General features: G+C 53.3%; 15 protein-coding genes. 11 read left to right on the top strand and 4 right to left on the bottom strand.

Annotation, left to right across the window (positions count from 1 at the left end; genetic code table 11):
• Positions 1–50: 50 nt before the first annotated feature.
• The gene (locus ABLU88_RS07710; protein WP_348836277.1) at positions 51–1,964 is read right to left on the bottom strand and encodes a helix-turn-helix domain-containing protein; all 1,914 of its coding nucleotides are present in this window, start codon (positions 1,962–1,964) and stop codon (positions 51–53) included.
• A 243-nt stretch (positions 1,965–2,207) separates the two neighbouring features.
• On the opposite strand from ABLU88_RS07710, the gene ABLU88_RS07705 reads away from it, so the two are divergent.
• The 3 genes from ABLU88_RS07705 to ABLU88_RS07695 are packed head-to-tail and all read left to right on the top strand — an operon-like array spanning position 2,208 to position 6,006.
• The gene (locus ABLU88_RS07705; RefSeq protein ID WP_025108431.1) at positions 2,208–3,467 is read left to right on the top strand and encodes an MFS transporter; all 1,260 of its coding nucleotides are present in this window, start codon (positions 2,208–2,210) and stop codon (positions 3,465–3,467) included.
• Between the two features lie 12 nt (positions 3,468–3,479).
• The gene (locus ABLU88_RS07700) at positions 3,480–4,874 is read left to right on the top strand and encodes a M20 family metallopeptidase (protein ID WP_064375336.1); all 1,395 of its coding nucleotides are present in this window, start codon (positions 3,480–3,482) and stop codon (positions 4,872–4,874) included.
• Positions 4,875–4,929: 55 nt separating this feature from the next.
• Complete coding sequence (locus ABLU88_RS07695; protein WP_048262544.1) at positions 4,930–6,006, top strand: porin; 1,077 nt, start codon at positions 4,930–4,932, stop codon at positions 6,004–6,006.
• Between the two features lie 253 nt (positions 6,007–6,259).
• Here the strand turns inward: ABLU88_RS07695 and uraH are convergent, their stop codons facing one another.
• Complete coding sequence (gene uraH / locus ABLU88_RS07690; protein WP_014229777.1) at positions 6,260–6,670, bottom strand: hydroxyisourate hydrolase; 411 nt, start codon at positions 6,668–6,670, stop codon at positions 6,260–6,262.
• 238 nt (positions 6,671–6,908) lie between these two features.
• Here uraH and ABLU88_RS07685 point away from each other — a divergent pair, with 238 nt between their 5' ends.
• Positions 6,909–7,436: a lipocalin family protein gene (locus ABLU88_RS07685; RefSeq protein ID WP_014229778.1), complete on the top strand. Its 528-nt coding sequence runs from the start codon at positions 6,909–6,911 to the stop codon at positions 7,434–7,436.
• Between the two features lie 78 nt (positions 7,437–7,514).
• Here the strand turns inward: ABLU88_RS07685 and ABLU88_RS07680 are convergent, their stop codons facing one another.
• On the bottom strand, positions 7,515–8,009 hold the full coding sequence (locus ABLU88_RS07680) for a hypothetical protein (RefSeq protein WP_014229779.1): 495 nt from the start codon (positions 8,007–8,009) through the stop codon (positions 7,515–7,517).
• A gap of 233 nt (positions 8,010–8,242) precedes the next feature.
• Positions 8,243–9,883, bottom strand: a complete 1,641-nt coding sequence (gene pckA / locus ABLU88_RS07675; protein WP_348836276.1) for a phosphoenolpyruvate carboxykinase (ATP) — start codon at positions 9,881–9,883, stop codon at positions 8,243–8,245.
• 315 nt (positions 9,884–10,198) lie between these two features.
• Between pckA and ABLU88_RS07670 the strand changes: the two genes are divergently transcribed.
• The 7 genes from ABLU88_RS07670 to ABLU88_RS07640 all read left to right on the top strand — a co-directional run bounded on the left by ABLU88_RS07670 (position 10,199) and on the right by ABLU88_RS07640 (position 16,735).
• Complete coding sequence (locus ABLU88_RS07670) at positions 10,199–11,092, top strand: LysR substrate-binding domain-containing protein (protein WP_004851947.1); 894 nt, start codon at positions 10,199–10,201, stop codon at positions 11,090–11,092.
• A gap of 59 nt (positions 11,093–11,151) precedes the next feature.
• Positions 11,152–11,838 (top strand): RluA family pseudouridine synthase, encoded by a 687-nt coding sequence (locus tag ABLU88_RS07665; RefSeq protein WP_014229781.1) that lies wholly within the window; start codon positions 11,152–11,154, stop codon positions 11,836–11,838.
• Positions 11,839–12,016: 178 nt separating this feature from the next.
• Positions 12,017–13,105: an ABC transporter ATP-binding protein gene (locus ABLU88_RS07660; RefSeq protein ID WP_348836275.1), complete on the top strand. Its 1,089-nt coding sequence runs from the start codon at positions 12,017–12,019 to the stop codon at positions 13,103–13,105.
• The gene (locus ABLU88_RS07655; protein WP_048262552.1) at positions 13,098–13,727 is read left to right on the top strand and encodes an ABC transporter permease subunit; all 630 of its coding nucleotides are present in this window, start codon (positions 13,098–13,100) and stop codon (positions 13,725–13,727) included. The genes ABLU88_RS07660 and ABLU88_RS07655 overlap by 8 nt, the downstream gene beginning before the upstream one ends.
• Positions 13,727–14,395: an ABC transporter permease gene (locus ABLU88_RS07650; protein ID WP_014229784.1), complete on the top strand. Its 669-nt coding sequence runs from the start codon at positions 13,727–13,729 to the stop codon at positions 14,393–14,395. Before ABLU88_RS07655 ends, ABLU88_RS07650 begins: the two co-directional genes overlap by 1 nt.
• A 41-nt stretch (positions 14,396–14,436) precedes the next feature.
• Positions 14,437–15,336 carry an ABC transporter substrate-binding protein gene (locus ABLU88_RS07645; protein WP_025108423.1) on the top strand — a complete coding sequence of 300 codons (900 nt, stop codon included), beginning with the start codon at positions 14,437–14,439 and terminating at the stop codon, positions 15,334–15,336.
• Between the two features lie 46 nt (positions 15,337–15,382).
• Positions 15,383–16,735 carry an LLM class flavin-dependent oxidoreductase gene (locus ABLU88_RS07640; RefSeq protein ID WP_049101199.1) on the top strand — a complete coding sequence of 451 codons (1,353 nt, stop codon included), beginning with the start codon at positions 15,383–15,385 and terminating at the stop codon, positions 16,733–16,735.
• The last annotated feature ends 367 nt before the right edge of the window (positions 16,736–17,102 follow it).

Genomic DNA, 17,102 nt, shown 5'->3' with positions numbered 1-17,102 from the left:
GCGTGCTCGCTCAACGACAGGATGCATTACAATCAGTTACCGGCTACCATTTAACTAAGATAAAACCGACTCATATGGCACGTCAGGGCAATCATAATAAATTCGTCTGCATTATTGAGGCTTAAACCGGTTAGCGTTTCGAACTTCTTAATCCGTTGATACAGCGTATTGACGTGAATGCCCATCTCCTCTGCAGTATTCACTGCGGACTGCCTGTTTTTTAAAAAACAGATAATCGTCACCAACAATATACCAGGTTTGTTATTCTCTTCCAGCACAGGTGAAAACAGATCCAGGATAAAGTCTTTTAGTTCCTCAGGGGTATGTTTTATAAACAAGCGATCAATACCTGAATGACGAAAACTCATTACGCCACTTTTATTTCTGGTTTTAAGAACATCAAGCGCAGTATTAGCTTGTTTAATGCTGGTGATAACCTCCTGGCGTCGCAGAACTGAACTCACCCCCACTTTATAAAGCTTGTCCTGCTGATAGCGCGCGATTACTTTTTCCTCAAAAGCGAAAAGCTTTTGCTCATTCATATCAAATATGATTAACGTTATCACGTCAGCGTCAAAATAATGAAAAACGTTTTTCAATGCGAAGTCTCTGGTGAGAACGTTGATTGTCGACAAATAGTGTATTTCATCGCTGGTCACTTGTGGTGCTGTTAGCTTAATGCACAGTACTGATTTATGGAGAACGATGCCCCTGCGGGCAAATGATATTTCACTTTCTGCCGTCAATCCAATCACCATAATCTCAGCGATAAGATCCAGATTCTTTTTATTCTCCAGCGCAACAGAACCCGCCTGCTTGACGATCTCCATTATCACAAACTCTTTTAGTCTGGAGATAATCGATGATACATGTTCATTTAAGTCCGGGTTTCGCATGATAAAAAAGGCGAGCAAGCGCCCCTCATTTTCAAGAGGAAGCAGACAATAGTCTCTACCGCCCACAATGATTGTCGACACATTTTTTTCGCCGGCAGAGGCGCGCAAGTGACTCCACGTCAATGCACTAAGCGATTCACTTAAACTCTGGTTTCCCAGTACATCCAGATAGTTAAGATCCAAAGAGAGATGTGAAGCGATCGCCGCGATAAAATCACCTAGTCTATTGTATTTAATGGACAATGAGACCATCAAATTATAAAAATCTACGCTCGCGTTCAGCAACGTGTTTTGCGCCTGCAGCTGATTGCGTAGGTCTTCAACGACCCGCAGACTTTCCGTGCGTTCATCATAGAGACGAGCATTGCGCCAGGCCAGCGCCACCTGCGATGAATAGGTTTCGAGTAGCGATTTTGCTAAAGAGTTAAATACAAACTGTCGGCTAAATGAAAGCATAGTCAATGTGCCATAGCATGCCGACTGATCGTATACCGGGACGCAAATAAGCGAAGTTGCCAGCGGGTTATCTTTAAGTATTTCATCACGCAAGGAAGAGCTTGCCGTAAAGCTGTGGTTAATTTCTTCCCGTGAGTTTAAGACCGCCGTCTGCATTGATTTAAACACTTTACCGGATATTGATTCATGCAGACCTACAATATAATCATAATAATTATTTTTAAATCCTGTCATTGCAACCGGAACCAGCCGGTCGCTTTTATCATCATAAATACGAAAGATTGCCGCATCGCTATATGCAATAGTCTTCAGCGCGCCGTCAATAACATGCTGCGTAACAACCTCATGCGAAAGCCCGGAGGCGAGATGCCAGGTATTGTCGCTAATCTTCGTGAACATCGTATTTTGATAATTAATTACTTCAGTTAAAAGTAGTATTTTCACTTCACTGAGAAATACTCTGACATTTTCTTCACTTAGTAGCGCGCGTTCCGTCCGGATGGCAATACGCAATGATTCAATATGCAGGCAAATAATATTAATCACCATGCAATCACCATCCCTTTCACGAATTAATATGTACGATTCATTTTTATCTTCAAAACCGGACATGTCTCCCGCCATTAGCGAGTCGTAACGTAAATCGGAATGTTCAATATGCACATTCGACTGTGGAAAATACCGTACAGACACAACACTCAAGGATTTACGCAATGAGTCAGAATTATTATCAAATGTAGGATTGTACATAAAAATCATCTCTTGAGTGTATAGTTACACATAGATATTTATCATCACTTCTGTAAGGGTAGCAAGGACAAAATCACATCATCTCATGTCTTATGAGGGAACTTTATGCTCAGTGCTACATTCAAGAATAAAAACAATTTGATAATCCTGATATTGTTTCTGTGTTGGGTCGTAGGGTTTATCGATAAAGCCGCTATTAATATTGCGATCATTCCAATTTCTGCTGATTTTGGACTGGGAAGTGAACAAACCGGTATGGTCATCAGCGGTTTTTTCCTTGCCTATTCGCTCACCCAGCTTATTGGCGGCTACCTTGTTGACCGGATGGGCAGTAAAACCATCTTAACCGGTGCGGTTGCCCTGTGGTCCGTTGCCACCGCTATGGGCGGAATGGCAAGCAGCGTTTTCACGCTGGCAGTTACGCGTTTTTTTGTCGGAATGGGGGAAGCGGTTTTCCCTGCAGGAAGCTCCGTTGTCATCGCCCAAAGGTTTGAAAGAAGCAAAATGGCGCGCGCTAAATCATTTCTGCAATCTGGCGCATCGGTCGGGTTCGCCGTTGGCTCGGTGGTCGTATCTACGCTGATTACCTGGTACAACTGGCGAATCATGTTCTTTGTTTTGGGTATCGCTGGCCTGATTCTGGCTTTCTGCCTGTGGTACGTCCTGCGTTCCAGCGCCCCGGACACCGCTGGCGGTACGATGCCACAACCATCCGCAGCGCACGGTAGCATCCCAGAAAAGCAGCGTTTGTTGAATATTATTCGCCGCCCATTAACATGGCAAATCGCCGCCTGCTACTTCTTTACCAATATTGTATTCTGGGGTTTGCAGTCCTGGCTGCCATCCTATTGGGTGAAAGTCAAAGGGATGAGCATGGTATCCATGGGCGCATGGTCAATGCTGCCGCCGGCCCTGGGCTTTGCCTCATTTTTGTTTTGTGGATGGCTGCTCGACAGGTATTTTCAGGGTCGCGAAAAATACCTGATTGCGATGGGCTCTTCTGTCTCAGCGCTGTTCATCTGGCTGATGTTTAACGCCTCTTCCGTGCCGATTGCCTTTGCCTGGCTTTCGCTATCTAACATATTCCTTAACGCCATCAGCATCAGCGTGTTCGTTACCATCATCAAACAATTTCCAAAGGCCTCAGTAGGTACCGCAACGGGGTTTATTAACTCAATTGCGCAGATAGGTTCCTTCTTATCGCCGCTTATGATCGGATACTTACTGAAGCTGACCCAACAAAACTACGCCACCGCTTTCCTGTCGATCATTGCCTGCGCGGTCATCACCTGCCTGATCGCACTGTCCATTACTCATTCTACTGGCGCGGCTCAGGCCGAAGCGACATCTAATGTATCCCAATAAAAGAGAGAAACGATGAACTACTTATCGATTATTGAACGTACGATTGAACAACAACGTGAACGTATTACCGCCGTTAGCGACAAGATCTGGGAATTTGCCGAAGTGCGCTATGAAGAAGCGCAGTCTGCTGAACTGATGGCGCAAGCGCTTGAAGACAATGGCTTTCAGGTCACACGAAAGGCTGGCGGCATCGATACGGCGTTTGTCGCCACCTACGGCAGCGGCGAACCGGTCATTGCTTTTCTCGGCGAATATGACGCCCTGCCCTCATTAAGCCAGCAGGCCAATTGCGATATTTTTTCTCCCGTCGTCGCTGCGGGAAACGGCCACGGCTGCGGGCATAACCTTCTTGGCGCAGGTGCGCTGGCAGCTGCGCTAGCGACCAAAGCCTGTATGCAAGAACTCGGCCTGGCGGGAACGGTGAAATACTTTGGCTGCCCGGCTGAAGAAGGCGGCGGCGGCAAGGCCTATATGGCGCGTGCCGGGCTGTTTGACGGTGTTGACATCGCGTTCACCTGGCACCCGTGGGACGAGAATCTGGCCTACAACGCCAGAATGCTTGCGACTAACCAGGTGAAATATCTGTTTAAAGGCAAAAGCACCCACGCAGCATTCAGTCCGCACATGGGGCGCAGCGCGCTTGACGGCGTTGAGCTGATGAACGTTGGGGCCAATTTCCTGCGTGAACATATTATTCCTGAAGCGCGGCTCCACTACGCCATCACCAACGCGGGTGGCAACGCGCCAAACGTGGTGCAGTCTGAGGCCCATGTTCTGTACAAAGTACGCTCACCCAAAATGCAGGAAGTTCGAGAAATCACTCAGCGCGTTGACGATGTCGCTCGCGGCGCGGCGCTGATGACCGGAACGGAAGTCACCATTGAATTTGATGCGGCCTCGGCCGATCTTATCCCTAACGTCACCCTCGCCAGCGTAATGAACGAAGAGTTGCTCAAAACTGGCCCGGTCACCTTTAGCCCTGAAGAAAAAGCCTTTGCCCAGGCGATACAAGAGACCTTTTCTGAGGAAGAAAAGCGCAAAGTCGCCAAAAGGGGCCGCACGCTATCCGAAGACATCACGCCGTTTCGCCAGGAACCTGATTTCCTCAATGGCTCAACGGACGTTGGTGACGTGAGCTGGCTGCTGCCTGTCGGCCAGGTCTATATCACCACCTGCGCCTGGGGCACACCACCGCACTCATGGCAGATGGTTACCCAGGGAAAAACCTCCTACGCCCACAAGGGGCTGCTGCTGGCTGGTCGTGTGATGGCCGCCTCGGCAATTCGCGTTCTCACCACCCCAGCGATCATTTCACAAGCGAAGGAAGAACACCTTGAGCAAAGAGACCACGAAGAGTACCGCTCGCTAATTCCTCAAGACGCAAGGCCACGCTCACTAAACAGATAACTAATGCAAAGGCGGTTCCATACCGCCTTTATTCTAAAATGATGAGGCGCTAAAAATGAAAATGTATAAAAACACACTGCTTGCGGTGGTTATTCTTACGTCCGCAGCAGCCCCTGCGGCAGAAATATATAATAAGGATGGCAATAAATTAGATCTATATGGTAGCATTCGTGCTCGCCACTATTTTAGCGATGATACAACCATTGATGGCGATAATACCTATTTCAGATTAGGTATTAAGGGCATGACTAAAATTAATGACGAGCTCACCGGCTTTGGTCAATGGGAATATAATATTCAGGGAAATCGCGCGGAATCTGACGGTTCAGACGGTACCAAAACCCGCTATGCTTATGCCGGGTTAAAATACGCTGACCTGGGTTCCATCGACTATGGAAGAAATTCCGGCGTGCTCTATGACGTCGCCAGCATAACCGACTATGCGCCAATCTTTGACATCATGACCGATAGCTATACCGATGGCTTTCTTACGGGCAGAGCCAACGGGCTGTTAACCTGGCGCAACACCAACTTCTTCGGCCTGAACGATAACCTTAAATTCGCTCTGCAATATCAGGGAAAGAACGGATCCGGGAGTAACAATAGCAGCCGTTCAGTCTATGGTTCTAACGGTGATGGCGCAGGCGCATCGGTTAGCTACGATTTCGACTGGGGCGGCTCTCTGCTGGCCGCTTACGGCAACTCACGACGCACGGCGGAACAGGAGGCTTTGGCCTACGGTGGTGGTAAGCACGCGGAAATGTGGGCTACCGGTTTTAAATACGATTCTGGCAGTCTTTATGCGGCGGTAAAATATTCTCAAGGATATAATATTACACCTATCAAAAATTATGGCTATGCGAATAAAAGTGAAAACTTCGAAGTTTATACCCGCTATGTTTTTGATAACGGCATTATTCCCGGCATTGGTTGGTTCCAGTCGCGAGGAAAAGATATCGAGAATAGCGGTGATATCTATTTAATGAAATATCTCGATATTAACCTGTCCTGGTTCCTGAACAAGAATTTCTTTACCTATGTCGATTACAAAATAAATCAGCTGGATAAAAATACGCCTTTCAGTATTTCGACCGACGACACTTTTGGCGTTGGCATGACCTGGCAGTTTTAATATCCAGCCGCCACGCAAGCAGGTCCGGTCAACGAGCCCAGACCTGTTTCTGGTTTTTAATGTGCAAGGTCTTCTGCGCCATAATCCCCGACAGGGGATGCGGTTGATAGCACGCTTCCAGATAATAATCCAGAGAAGAGGATTTTTTAAGGATCCTCCAGCAGAATCACTAAGCACGGCTATCTCCCGATAGTCGCCCGAAAAAAGCCTGCTTGCGCGCAGGCTTTTTGCTTATTCAGGATGGACGTAGCGATTAGCTGCCTTTGTAGGTGGAGTAACCATACTGGCTGAGCAGCAGTGGAATATGCAGCTTTTCATTGGTGCGCGTGACGGTGAAGAGAACCGGGATCTCCGGGAAAAACGAGGCCAGTTTCTGTTTGCTGAAGTCATCGCCGGTTTTGAAGGTCACTTTATAAATCCCCGGCTGCATATCCCCTTCAGCTGGATAGAGCGATTTAATACGACCATCGTTGTCGGTGACGCCGGTGGCCAGCGCTGTCCATTTATTCGCCTGCTGTTTTTCAAGGGTGACCGTCACGCCCGATGAAGGCAGACCCGTCTGCTGATTGAGAATATGTACGCTGAGCGTCCCGACGGGGGCGCTAAATGCGGCTGGAGCGACAGACATAGCAGATAACAGAATCAGACTGGATAATTTTTTCACGATGTTTTCCCGTTGTGAATAATAACGTTCAAACGTTAGCACCCGGGCCGCGAAAATATATTCAACTTTTTGTGATAATCGCCTTAACGGAAGCAGGACGAGGAAAATAGCGAGCAGGGCAACAGCCCATTCGAAGTGATAGAATTATCTGAATATAAGGGGCATCCCTGGGGCGTGAATAAAGGCCCGCGCGCTTGCGCTATACTTATTTTCCTCCGCGTTCACAAAAGGAATTCACATGAAGATATGGCCAGTTCTGACGGGTGTGGCTATCGCCCTGACGCTTGTCGCCTGTAAATCCCCCACTCCTCCCAAGGGGGTCCAGCCGATAAATAACTTTGACGCAAGCCGCTATCTGGGGAAATGGTATGAGGTTGCCCGGCTCGAAAATCGTTTTGAACGCGGCCTTGAGCGGGTTACCGCAACGTATGGTCAGCGCAGCGATGGCGGCATCAGCGTGGTTAACCGCGGTTACGATCCGCGGAAACAGAAATGGAGCGAGAGCGAAGGTAAAGCGTATTTTACCGCGGCGCCGACCACCGCCGCGCTAAAAGTCTCCTTCTTTGGCCCGTTTTACGGCGGCTACAACGTGATCGCCCTGGATAGCCAGTATCAGTATGCGCTGGTCAGCGGTCCCGATCGCGGCTATCTGTGGATCCTGTCGCGCACGCCGACCATCCCGGAATCCATTAAGCAGGAGTATCTGCGCATCGCGCGGGATCTCGGCTTCCCGGTAGAAAAATTAGTCTGGGTGAACCACGGGTAACAGGCTGAATCCACACTATCTTCAGCGAACCAACGAGCTGAAGATAGTGTGGCGATAAGGCTGGAAGACGATAAATAATTAGTGCGATGACGGCTGGCTGGAGTCGGCCGCCTCTTCTGCAGTTTTAGCGGGAGCGATACTCTCTTTAATCTCTTTGGTTTTATTCGCCGCATCGTTGGCCAGGTTATTGGCATCAACAATCGCGCTGTCTTTAATTTTTCCCGCTTCCTGCACGATTTGGTCGCTTTTCTGCCGGGCATCCTGCTTCACGGCATCAGCCTGGGCCTGGGCTTGCTGAGCAATAGCTTCCGCTTTTTTATCCGCTTCCGCCTTGATGCTGGAGGCCTGGCTGCTGAGATTGTTCGCCTCATCCGCCGCCTGTTTTTTTATCGCATCAATGTGTTTATCCGCTTCATCCTTAATTGCTTCGGCTTTATCGGACGCCGCCTCTTTAATTTGCTGCGCGTTATCTTTTGCTTTATCCAGATTTGCATCAACTTTTGATGAATCATCACAGCCGGCGAGAATTAAGCAAACGGCAGAAGCGATCAGCGTTTTACTCCAGAGTTTCATAGTCATTCCTTTATTTATTAATATCAGCGTATCGGGGAAGTCATCGCCGCAGGGTTGCCAGGATAATTCTCATAACAATGATGTCATGAAATTATTTAGCCCCAATACTTAGCCCTGCATCCCTTTATTTATAATCGCTAACCAGGCAGAGTCAAGTTCCTGCGCCACTCCCCCGGCGAGGGCTGACGTAAAAAACCCGGGCGGCTGCCCGGGTTGGTCACTGAAAAAAGAGTTTAGGCGGTGACGGCTGATTTTGTCAGCGTTGGGCCGGCTAACGCCAGTCGCGCGCCGGCATCGGTATCGGTATATTGCTTAAAGTTATCCATAAACAGTTGCGCCAGACTCTCGGCCTTCTCCTGCCATTTGTCGGCAGAAGGCCAGCCGCTACGCGGGTCAAGCAGCGCGCTGTCCACGCCAGGCACGCTTTGCGGGATAGCGAGACCGAATACCGGTACCGTTTCTTCGCGAAGCTCGCCGGTGGTCCCGTTTAAAATCGCGCTGATGATATTGCGCGTGTCGCGCAGCGAAAGGCGCTTGCCTTCGCCGTTCCAGCCGGTGTTAACCAGCCAGGCCTCGGCGCCGGCCTCCGCCATTTTGGCCGCCAGAACGCTGGCGTACTGCGTCGGGTGCAGCAGCAGGAACGCCGCGCCGTAGCAGGCAGAGAACGTTGGCGTGGGCTGAGTAATGCCGCGTTCGGTACCGGCCAGCTTCGAGGTAAAGCCAGACAGGAAGTGATACTGCATCTGCTCGGTCGTCAGACGGGATACCGGCGGCAGGACGCCAAAGGCATCGGCGGCAAGGAAAATCACCTTCGACGGATGGCCCGCACGCGACACCGGTTTCACGATGTTTTCAATATGCGATAGCGGATAAGAGACGCGGGTATTTTCGGTCTTGCTGCCATCGGCGTAATCCACGCTGCCATCGGCTCTGACCACCACGTTTTCCAGCAGCGCGTTACGACGAATCGCGCGATAGATTTCCGGCTCGGCCTGCGGGTCAAGATTAATCGTCTTGGCATAGCAGCCGCCTTCGAAGTTGAACACGCCGTCATCATCCCAGCCGTGCTCGTCATCGCCGATCAGCTGACGCAGCGGATCGGTGGAAAGCGTGGTCTTACCGGTGCCGGAAAGACCGAAGAACAGGGCCACGTCCCCCGCTTCACCGCGGTTCGCCGAGCAGTGCATCGAGGCGATGCCCTGCTGCGGGAGCAGATAGTTCATCACCGAGAAGAGGCCTTTTTTCATCTCGCCGCCGTACCAGGTGCCGCCGATAAGCTGAATTTTTTCGCTCAGGTTAAACGCGACAAAGTTCTCGGAGTTGAGCCCCTGCTCCTGCCATTTATCGTTGGTGCAGCCCGCACCGTTGAGGACGACGAAGTCCGGCGTAAATTCAGCCAGCTCCTCTGCGCTCGGCGCAATAAACATGTTTTTGACAAAGTGCGCCTGCCAGGCCACTTCGGTGACGAAGCGGACGCCCAGGCGCGTTGCCGGGCTGGCGCCGCACCACGCATCAACGACATATAATTTCTTGCCGCTCAGCTGTCCGGCGACCAGCGCCTTCAGATCTGCCCATATCTCGGTGGATAGCGGCTTATTGTCGTTGCGGCCAAGGCCGGAGTCGGCCCACCAGACGGTGTCACGCGTCAGATCGTCCCTGACAATATATTTGTCGCGCGGCGAGCGCCCGGTAAAGATCCCGGTATCCACGGCAACGGCCCCGGGCTCGGTCATGACGCCGCGCGCCGCGCCGGTTAATTCCGGGCTGGTTTCATGCGCAATCAGCAAGTCGTAATCGGGGTTATAAAACAGCTCGCTGCTCTCCTGAATACCGAGCGAAAGAAGAGCGTCTTTTACTGATTCAATACGTGACATGGCACTCCTGACAAACTATTGGCTGGATAAGATGCTATTAGGGTATTTCAACCTGTCAGCTAAGCGGATGGATTTATTTTAATAAAAAAACCATCGTGAAATTAAATAAACAGGATGAACAGACCAGAGCCGGCGATGTAAAATCGTGCTCGTGTAGGGTGTCGCCTGAACTTTAGAAATATCGTTTGCACGAATAAGTCATAAGCTAACTCTGCAAAAAATGTTAACACCTGTAGATAATTATGTTAATTGCATAGTTTCTATACGTCATGCTAAAATTGCATAGCTATTATTGCAGGGCAGAGGAACGGATCGGTGCTGGCGAATCTTGAAGTAAAATGGCTTTACGATGTGATTGCCCTTGAGGAATCCAGAAGCTTTACCCTGGCGGCAAAAAGCCGCAATATTTCCCAGTCCTCCTTCAGCCGCCGCATCCAGGCGCTCGAGGCGTCGCTGGGCTTCAGCATCTTCGACCGTTCGGCAAACCCGCTGCAGCTGACCAACCGCGGGAAGATTTTTGTCGGCTATGCGCGAAATATGCTCGACGACATGGACTTCCAGATTAGCCGAATTAAAGGGCTGAACAACACCACCCAGAAAATAAGAATCGACGCGGCGCCGTCGCTTTCCGTTTTATTACTTCCGGAAATCATCGCCGGTTATACCGACCGAAAGAATAAAACTTTTCATGTTGAATCGATTAACGTCAACGATGCGGTGTTCAACCTGAAAGAAGGCAAAAGTGATTTTATCCTGTCGTTTTATAATGAAGAGCTGATGAACTATCCGTTTATCAATCACAAAATTTTTGACTCGGCGCTGCACCTCGTTTCTCCCTGCGATAAACACGGCAGGCCGCTTTTTCATTTACACCGCGGGGTGCTGCCGCTGATGAAATACGCCAACGACAGCTATATGGGGCGCCAGGTGAATCAGGTGATCGACCGCAAGCCGGAGATCACCTTCTCGCTGACCTTTGTCTCCTCGATGAGCGAGCTATTAAAACGCATGATCCTCAACGGCGACGGCGTGGGCTGGCTGCCGCAGTACTCTATCAAGCGCGAGCTTGAGGAGGGCCGCCTGACGATTATGGATGAGAGCTTGTCGCTGCCGATCGGCGCCTATATTTACCGCTCCGGCGCGCGGCTCAACCAGTCAGCCGAGCGCTTCTGGCAGCATATTAAGTCTATGAATACCGTGACCGCATAACTCGCATGGCGGCGGGAAATTCGCTATCATCCGCATCCACGCTCTCTCCGTGCAGCCTGATGTCTACGATTATCGATACCTTTATCGCCCCGCCGTGCCACGCTGAAATCGACATCCTCTACGAGGATGACCATCTGCTGCTGATCGATAAACCCTCGGGCCTGCTGAGTCTGTCGGGGAAAAATCCGCGTAATCTCGACTCGGTGCATTATCGGCTGGTACAGCGGTTTCCCGGCTGCACTCTGGCGCATCGTCTTGATTTCGGTACCTCCGGACTGATGGTGATTGCGCGCAACAAGGCCATCAACGCCGCGCTCTGCCAGCAGTTCAGCCAGCGTGCGGTGAGCAAAGTCTACAGTGCGCTGCTGTGCGGGCATCTGGCGGATGATGAAGGAACCGTTGACGCTCCGATAGCCAAAGATCCGGCGCTGTTTCCGCTGATGACGATTTGCCCGCGCCGCGGCAAGCCTGCCCGCTCCGGCTATCGGGTGGTTGAGCGCCTGCGCTATCAAGGTAGCGTGCCGGTGACGCGGGTCCAGCTGACGCCGGAAACCGGCCGCACCCATCAGCTGCGTATCCACTGCCAGTGGCTTGGCCACCCTATTCTGGGCTGCGATCTGTACGGCGGTCTGTTGCTTCCGGGAACAGAACAGGCGCCGCGTCTGATGCTGCACGCCAGCGAACTGCATTTCGTGCATCCGGTTAGCGGAGAGCGGATCGATGCGATAAGCCCCAGCGGGTTTTAACTCGCCCGCTCGCCAGCCCTTTTACCGAATCTCTCCCGCACGCTGATTGACGTCGACGCTTTAATTCGAATCGCGGCATTGCAAATGCAAATATCATATTTGCTCGTTAATCACCGCCTCTGTAGCTTGTGCTCTATTCATGCTTTTCATGAAAGAACATTCAGGGCGCAACGGCTTTATGATTAAACTCGATAATATTCGCAAGACCTACCCCGGCAGCGCGCATGCGGCTATCCGCGGCCTTAATCTGGTGATTAATAGCGGCGAGCTGTGCACTTTCGTTGGCCCCAGCGGGTGCGGAAAAACAACCATTCTGCGGATGATTAATCAGCTGGATATTCCTGACGCCGGTGACGTATACGTTCAGGGCGTTAAGCTTGCCGCTGCCGATATTATTCAGGTGCGCCGCCAAATTGGCTTTGTCATGCAAAGCGCCGCCCTCTTTCCGCATCGTACTGTCGCGCAAAATATAGCCACGGTTCCGCGCCTTCTCGGCTGGAGCAAAAAGCATATCCAGGCGCGCATCGACGAATTAGTGGATTTGATGTCTCTCGACCGCAACGTCCTGCCCCGCTATCCGCACCAGCTTTCCGGTGGCCAGCAGGGGCGCGTAGCGATCGCCAGAGCGCTGGCCGCCGATCCGCCTATTCTCCTGATGGACGAACCTTTCGCCGCCATCGACCCGGTGGTTCGCGAGCGCCTGCAGGACGAGCTGCTGTTGCTGCAACAGCGCCTGCGCAAAACGATCGTCCTGGTGACCCATGATATCAATGAAGCGATTCGCCTTGGCGATAGAATCGCTATCTTCCAGGAGGGCGGCGAGCTGGCGCAGTTCGCCACGCCTGACCATATTTTGTCGTATCCGGCCAGCGACTTTGTGCGCCGTTTTATCGGCCCCGAACCGAATCTGCAGCGGCTGGGGAGAATTCAGGTCGGACAGCTCCCACGCCATGACGTGCCGCTTATTGATGAGAGCCTCTCCCCCATCGCCAGCCCGCATCCGCCGGTCGCCAGTCCGCTGCGCCTGGTGCTGGACAAAAAACGGCGTCCGCTGAACTGGTTCGATCCGGTTAAGCGCCGCACGCTGCCGGTCGACGCGCCGCTGGCGGCCATCAACACGCTGCGCTTTGCCTACAGCGCACTGCTGGATGCGCCCGGCGGCGTAGTGGTTCATGTCGATACCGACGGTGAATATCAGGGCAGCATCTCCCACGCTCTGCTGCAGAACGTGCTGGAAGGCCGCGTGGATCTTCGCCGCTATGATTGACTGGCCGTGGATCCTCGACAACAAAATCATGATCGGTGAACTGCTCTGGCAGCATATACAGCTGGTGATCGTTTCGCTGTTTTTCGGCACCCTCTTCACCGGCGTATTGATTAGCCTGACGCTGCGCTGGCCCGCGGCCGCCCAGCCGCTGATCTACCTGTGCGGGATACTGTTCACCATCCCGTCTCTGGCGCTGTTTATTCTATTACTGCCGTTTACCGGACTGTCGCTGATGACCTCAATCATCGGCCTGACGCTCTACTCGCTGCTGATCCTGCTGCGCAACGTTATCGCCGGAATAGAGAAACTCCCGGCGACGGTGCTGGAGTCGGCGCGCGCGCTGGGCTATACCCGCTGGTTTCGTTTTGTCGATATAGAGCTGCATCTGCTGCTGCCCTCGCTGTTCGCCGGGTTACGCATCGCTTCGGTGACGCTGGTCGGGCTGGTGACGGTCACCGCCTTAATTGGCCAGGGCGGTCTCGGGCAGCTTCTGTTAGCCGGGTTTAACCAGAACTTTGTCACGCCTATCGCGGTCAGCCTGGTGCTCAGCGTTGCGCTATCTCTGCTGTTGGATTCGCTGATTGCCCGCGTCGGCTATTGGCTAACGCCGTGGGCCCGCTAATGGATATCCTGCAAGCAACATTTCACTGGTTATTACAACCGCAGCACTGGACAGGCGATGCGGGAATATTACTTCGCCTGCGCGAGCATCTTTATTATGTGCTGATCAGCATCGTCGTTGCCTCGGCGATTGCGCTGCCGCTGGGGATTATTCTCGGCTACTGGCGCAAGGGCGCGTTTGTGATTATTAATCTGTTTAATATTGGTCGCGCCATTCCCTCTTTAGGTTTAATTCTTTTATGCATTATTGTGTTTGGCTTTAATGATATTCCGGTCTTTACCGCGCTGGTGGCGATGTCGATTCCGCCGATCCTCACCAACGCCTGGGTTGGCATTTATCATGCCGACCGTCAGCTGTGCGATGCGGCAAAAGCGCTGGGCATGACGCCACTCCAGAGCCTGTGGCAGCTGCGGATACCGCTCGCCGCGCCGCTGATACTCGCCGGCCTGCGGACCGCGCTGGTACAGCTGATCGCGACCGCCGTCGTCGCCGCCTACGCCGGCCTTGGCGGCCTCGGGCGCTTTCTGATCGACGGACTTGGCCAGCGCGATATTCCCCAGGTCATTGCCGGTTCGCTAGTGGTATCGCTGCTGGCCATCGGCTGCGAGCTGCTTTTTTCATTACTCTCCCGGCGCATCGTTCCGGCGCCGGTCACGCAAATAAATTAATTTCCCAACAACAAAAAACCACCTGCAGGTAAAGAGGTATTATGAAGCAGCTATTTAGCATTTCCGCGCATCGTCGCCGCTTGCGTCTTTCGGTATTCACCGCGGGATTATTAAGCTTAAGTTTTAACGCCCTGGCGCAGGACGTCACCATTGGCGGAGCGAATTTCACCGAAAGTTCAATCCTTGCCAATATTTACGCCAGCGCGCTAAAGAAAAACGATATTGCGGTGAAAACCCGTCTTAATCTCGGTAATCGCGAGATTATTATTCCGGCGCTGCAGAGCGGCGAAATTGATATTGTTCCGGAATATCTCGGTGCCCTGCTGAACTATTATGACGGCAAAACGCTGGCTACCAGCCAGAGCGACGTTAGCGCTGAGTTAGCTAAAGCGCTGCCGGCGGACTTTACGCTGCTCACCCCCTCCCCGGCCTCGTCCATTACCGCCTGGGCCGTGCGCGCGGAAACGGCAAAAAAATATCACCTCAGCAAGCTTTCCGACCTGCAGCCCGTGGCCCATCAGCTGACTATCGGCGGCCCGCCGGAATTCCCGGTGCGCGCCCTGGGCCTGCCGGGCCTTAAGCGCGTCTACGGGCTTGAATTTAAGGCGGTGAAATCTCTGGATATGGGCGGGCCGCTGACCCGTCTGGCGCTGAACTCCGGCAAAATCGACGTCGCCACGGTCGTCTCTACTCAGGGCAACCTCGCGAAAGAGGATTGGGTGGTCCTGGAGGATGATAAGCATGAGCAGCCGAGCCAGAACGTGGTGCCGCTGGTGCGCAAAGCCAGCCTGACGCCGAAAATCAGCGAAGTGCTCAATGAGGTCTCCGGCAAGCTGAACAACGCCGCGCTGATCGAACTTAACCAGCAGGTCGATCTGCAGCATAAAGATCCGGCGGCGGTGGCCGAACAGTGGGTCAAAACGCACCTCAACGGCAACTGATTGCCGCCATGCCAGGGAAGGCATCACCTCCAACTGAGCCGAGAAAATGCCAAATAATCCTATGATCCTGAACCTTTTCTTCTTCAATCCCCAGGGTGACTACCGCTTTTCCTGGCGTCACCCGCAGGCGCCGGAGAAGGAAATTTTCAGCCTCAAGTACTATGCCGATCTGGCCCGTAAAGCGGAGGCCGCGACGCTCGACGCCATTTTTATTGCCGACCATATCGCTATCTGGGACACGGTGCCCAGCGGCTTAACCCACTACGCTAACGCCCGGCTGGAGCCCATCACTCTCCTCTCGGCGCTGGCGGCGGTGACGGAACATATCGGCCTGATGGGCACGGCTTCCACCTCTTATAACGAGCCCTATAATCTCGCCCGCTATTTTGCCTCCCTCGATTTTCTCAGCAACGGGCGGGCCAGCTGGAATATCGTCACTTCATGGCTGGAGGAGGAGGCGGCCAACTTCGGCCTTGACCACCTGCCGCAGCACGGCAGCCGCTACCAGCGCGCCGGTGAGTTTATTGATGTGGTCACTCAGCTGTGGGACTCGTGGGAAGACGGCGCGGTGCGCTATGACAAAGCCAGCGGGCTGTTTGCCGATTCCAGCAAGGTGCATCATCTTGATTTCGCGGGCGAGTTCTTCCGCGTGCGCGGGCCGCTGAACGTCCCTCGCCCGCCGCAGGGGCATCCGGTCCTGGTACAGGCCGGCTCGTCGGAGGCGGGTAAAAACCTCGCCGCCGCCTGGTCAGATATGCATTTTGTGTTTATCAAATCTATCGCTGAGGGGCTGGCCTACCGCGAAGAGATGAACCAGCGTTTACGCAGCCACGGCCGGGATCCGGCGCATTTCAAAATCATCGCCGGCGTTTTACCGGTGGTGGTGAATTCAAACGCGGAAAAGGAAGAGCGCCAGCGGCTTAACGAGCAGCTAATGAGCGACCAGATGGCCATCGACCTGCTCTCTTCCTATCTGCGCATGGATTTATCCGCTTATCCCGTCGACCAACCGCTGCCGCCGCTGCCGGAGGAAGAGACCTTTGATGGGATCCGCACCGCCCTCAGGCTGATTCGTGATTACGATCCGCAGTTGTCGATCCTGGCGTTGGGCAAGCTGCTGTTGCAAAGCTCCGATAGCTGGCTGCTCATCGGCAGCGCCGAGGAGATCGCCAGCGCGCTGACGGAAACCTGGCGCGCCGGCGCCGCCGATGGTTTTAACCTGATGTTCCCGCTGCTGCCGGGGGACTTCGACCGCTTCGTTGAGCAGGTAGTGCCGATTCTGCAGCGCAGCGGCGCGATGCGGGATCGCTATCCGACCGGCACGCTGCGCGAGAAGCTGGGTCTGCCGGTCGTCGAAAACCGCTTCGCCCGCGGGGATGGCAAACCGCTGGCTTCATAGCGCGGCTGTTCCCCGGTGGCGCTGTGCTGACCGGGCTACGGGTTCACAACCGTCTGCGGATCGGTAGCCCGGACAGGCGCAATGCGCCGCCTCCGGAGAAGGTGCGCTGCCGGGTGCTTTGCTGCGGTTTTCTTCCCGGCTTGCGCTGCGCTTAGCCGGGCTACGGGTTCACAACCGCCTGCGGATCGGTAGCCCGGACAGGCGCAATGCGCCGCCTCCGGGGAAGGTGCTGTGTCTGAAACCTCGGTGCGGTTTCTCCCCGGCTTGCGCTGCGCTTAGCCGGGCTACGGGTTCACAACCGCCTGCGGTTCGGTAGATACTGTGAACGCCTGCAACCATTTTTAGTTGCCGATACTTTCTCCGGCTC

This window comes from Klebsiella sp. GW_Kp182, assembly GCF_040062275.1.
Lineage (GTDB): Bacteria > Pseudomonadota > Gammaproteobacteria > Enterobacterales > Enterobacteriaceae > Klebsiella > Klebsiella michiganensis.
Note: the sequence above shows the minus strand (reverse complement) of the source record. Positions and strands in the feature narration are given on the sequence as shown.

Excerpts from the sequence above, each read along its gene's own strand:
- ABLU88_RS07710 (WP_348836277.1), bottom strand. The coding sequence starts at position 1,964 with ATGTCCGGTTTTGAAGATAAAAATGAATCGTACATATTAATTCGTGAA.
- ABLU88_RS07705 (WP_025108431.1), top strand. The coding sequence starts at position 2,208 with ATGCTCAGTGCTACATTCAAGAATAAAAACAATTTGATAATCCTGATA.
- ABLU88_RS07700 (WP_064375336.1), top strand. The coding sequence starts at position 3,480 with ATGAACTACTTATCGATTATTGAACGTACGATTGAACAACAACGTGAA.
- ABLU88_RS07695 (WP_048262544.1), top strand. The coding sequence starts at position 4,930 with ATGAAAATGTATAAAAACACACTGCTTGCGGTGGTTATTCTTACGTCC.
- ABLU88_RS07685 (WP_014229778.1), top strand. The coding sequence starts at position 6,909 with ATGAAGATATGGCCAGTTCTGACGGGTGTGGCTATCGCCCTGACGCTT.
- ABLU88_RS07680 (WP_014229779.1), bottom strand. The coding sequence starts at position 8,009 with ATGAAACTCTGGAGTAAAACGCTGATCGCTTCTGCCGTTTGCTTAATT.
- pckA (WP_348836276.1), bottom strand. The coding sequence starts at position 9,883 with ATGTCACGTATTGAATCAGTAAAAGACGCTCTTCTTTCGCTCGGTATT.
- ABLU88_RS07665 (WP_014229781.1), top strand. The coding sequence starts at position 11,152 with ATGTCTACGATTATCGATACCTTTATCGCCCCGCCGTGCCACGCTGAA.
- ABLU88_RS07660 (WP_348836275.1), top strand. The coding sequence starts at position 12,017 with ATGATTAAACTCGATAATATTCGCAAGACCTACCCCGGCAGCGCGCAT.
- ABLU88_RS07655 (WP_048262552.1), top strand. The coding sequence starts at position 13,098 with ATGATTGACTGGCCGTGGATCCTCGACAACAAAATCATGATCGGTGAA.
- ABLU88_RS07650 (WP_014229784.1), top strand. The coding sequence starts at position 13,727 with ATGGATATCCTGCAAGCAACATTTCACTGGTTATTACAACCGCAGCAC.
- ABLU88_RS07645 (WP_025108423.1), top strand. The coding sequence starts at position 14,437 with ATGAAGCAGCTATTTAGCATTTCCGCGCATCGTCGCCGCTTGCGTCTT.
- ABLU88_RS07640 (WP_049101199.1), top strand. The coding sequence starts at position 15,383 with ATGCCAAATAATCCTATGATCCTGAACCTTTTCTTCTTCAATCCCCAG.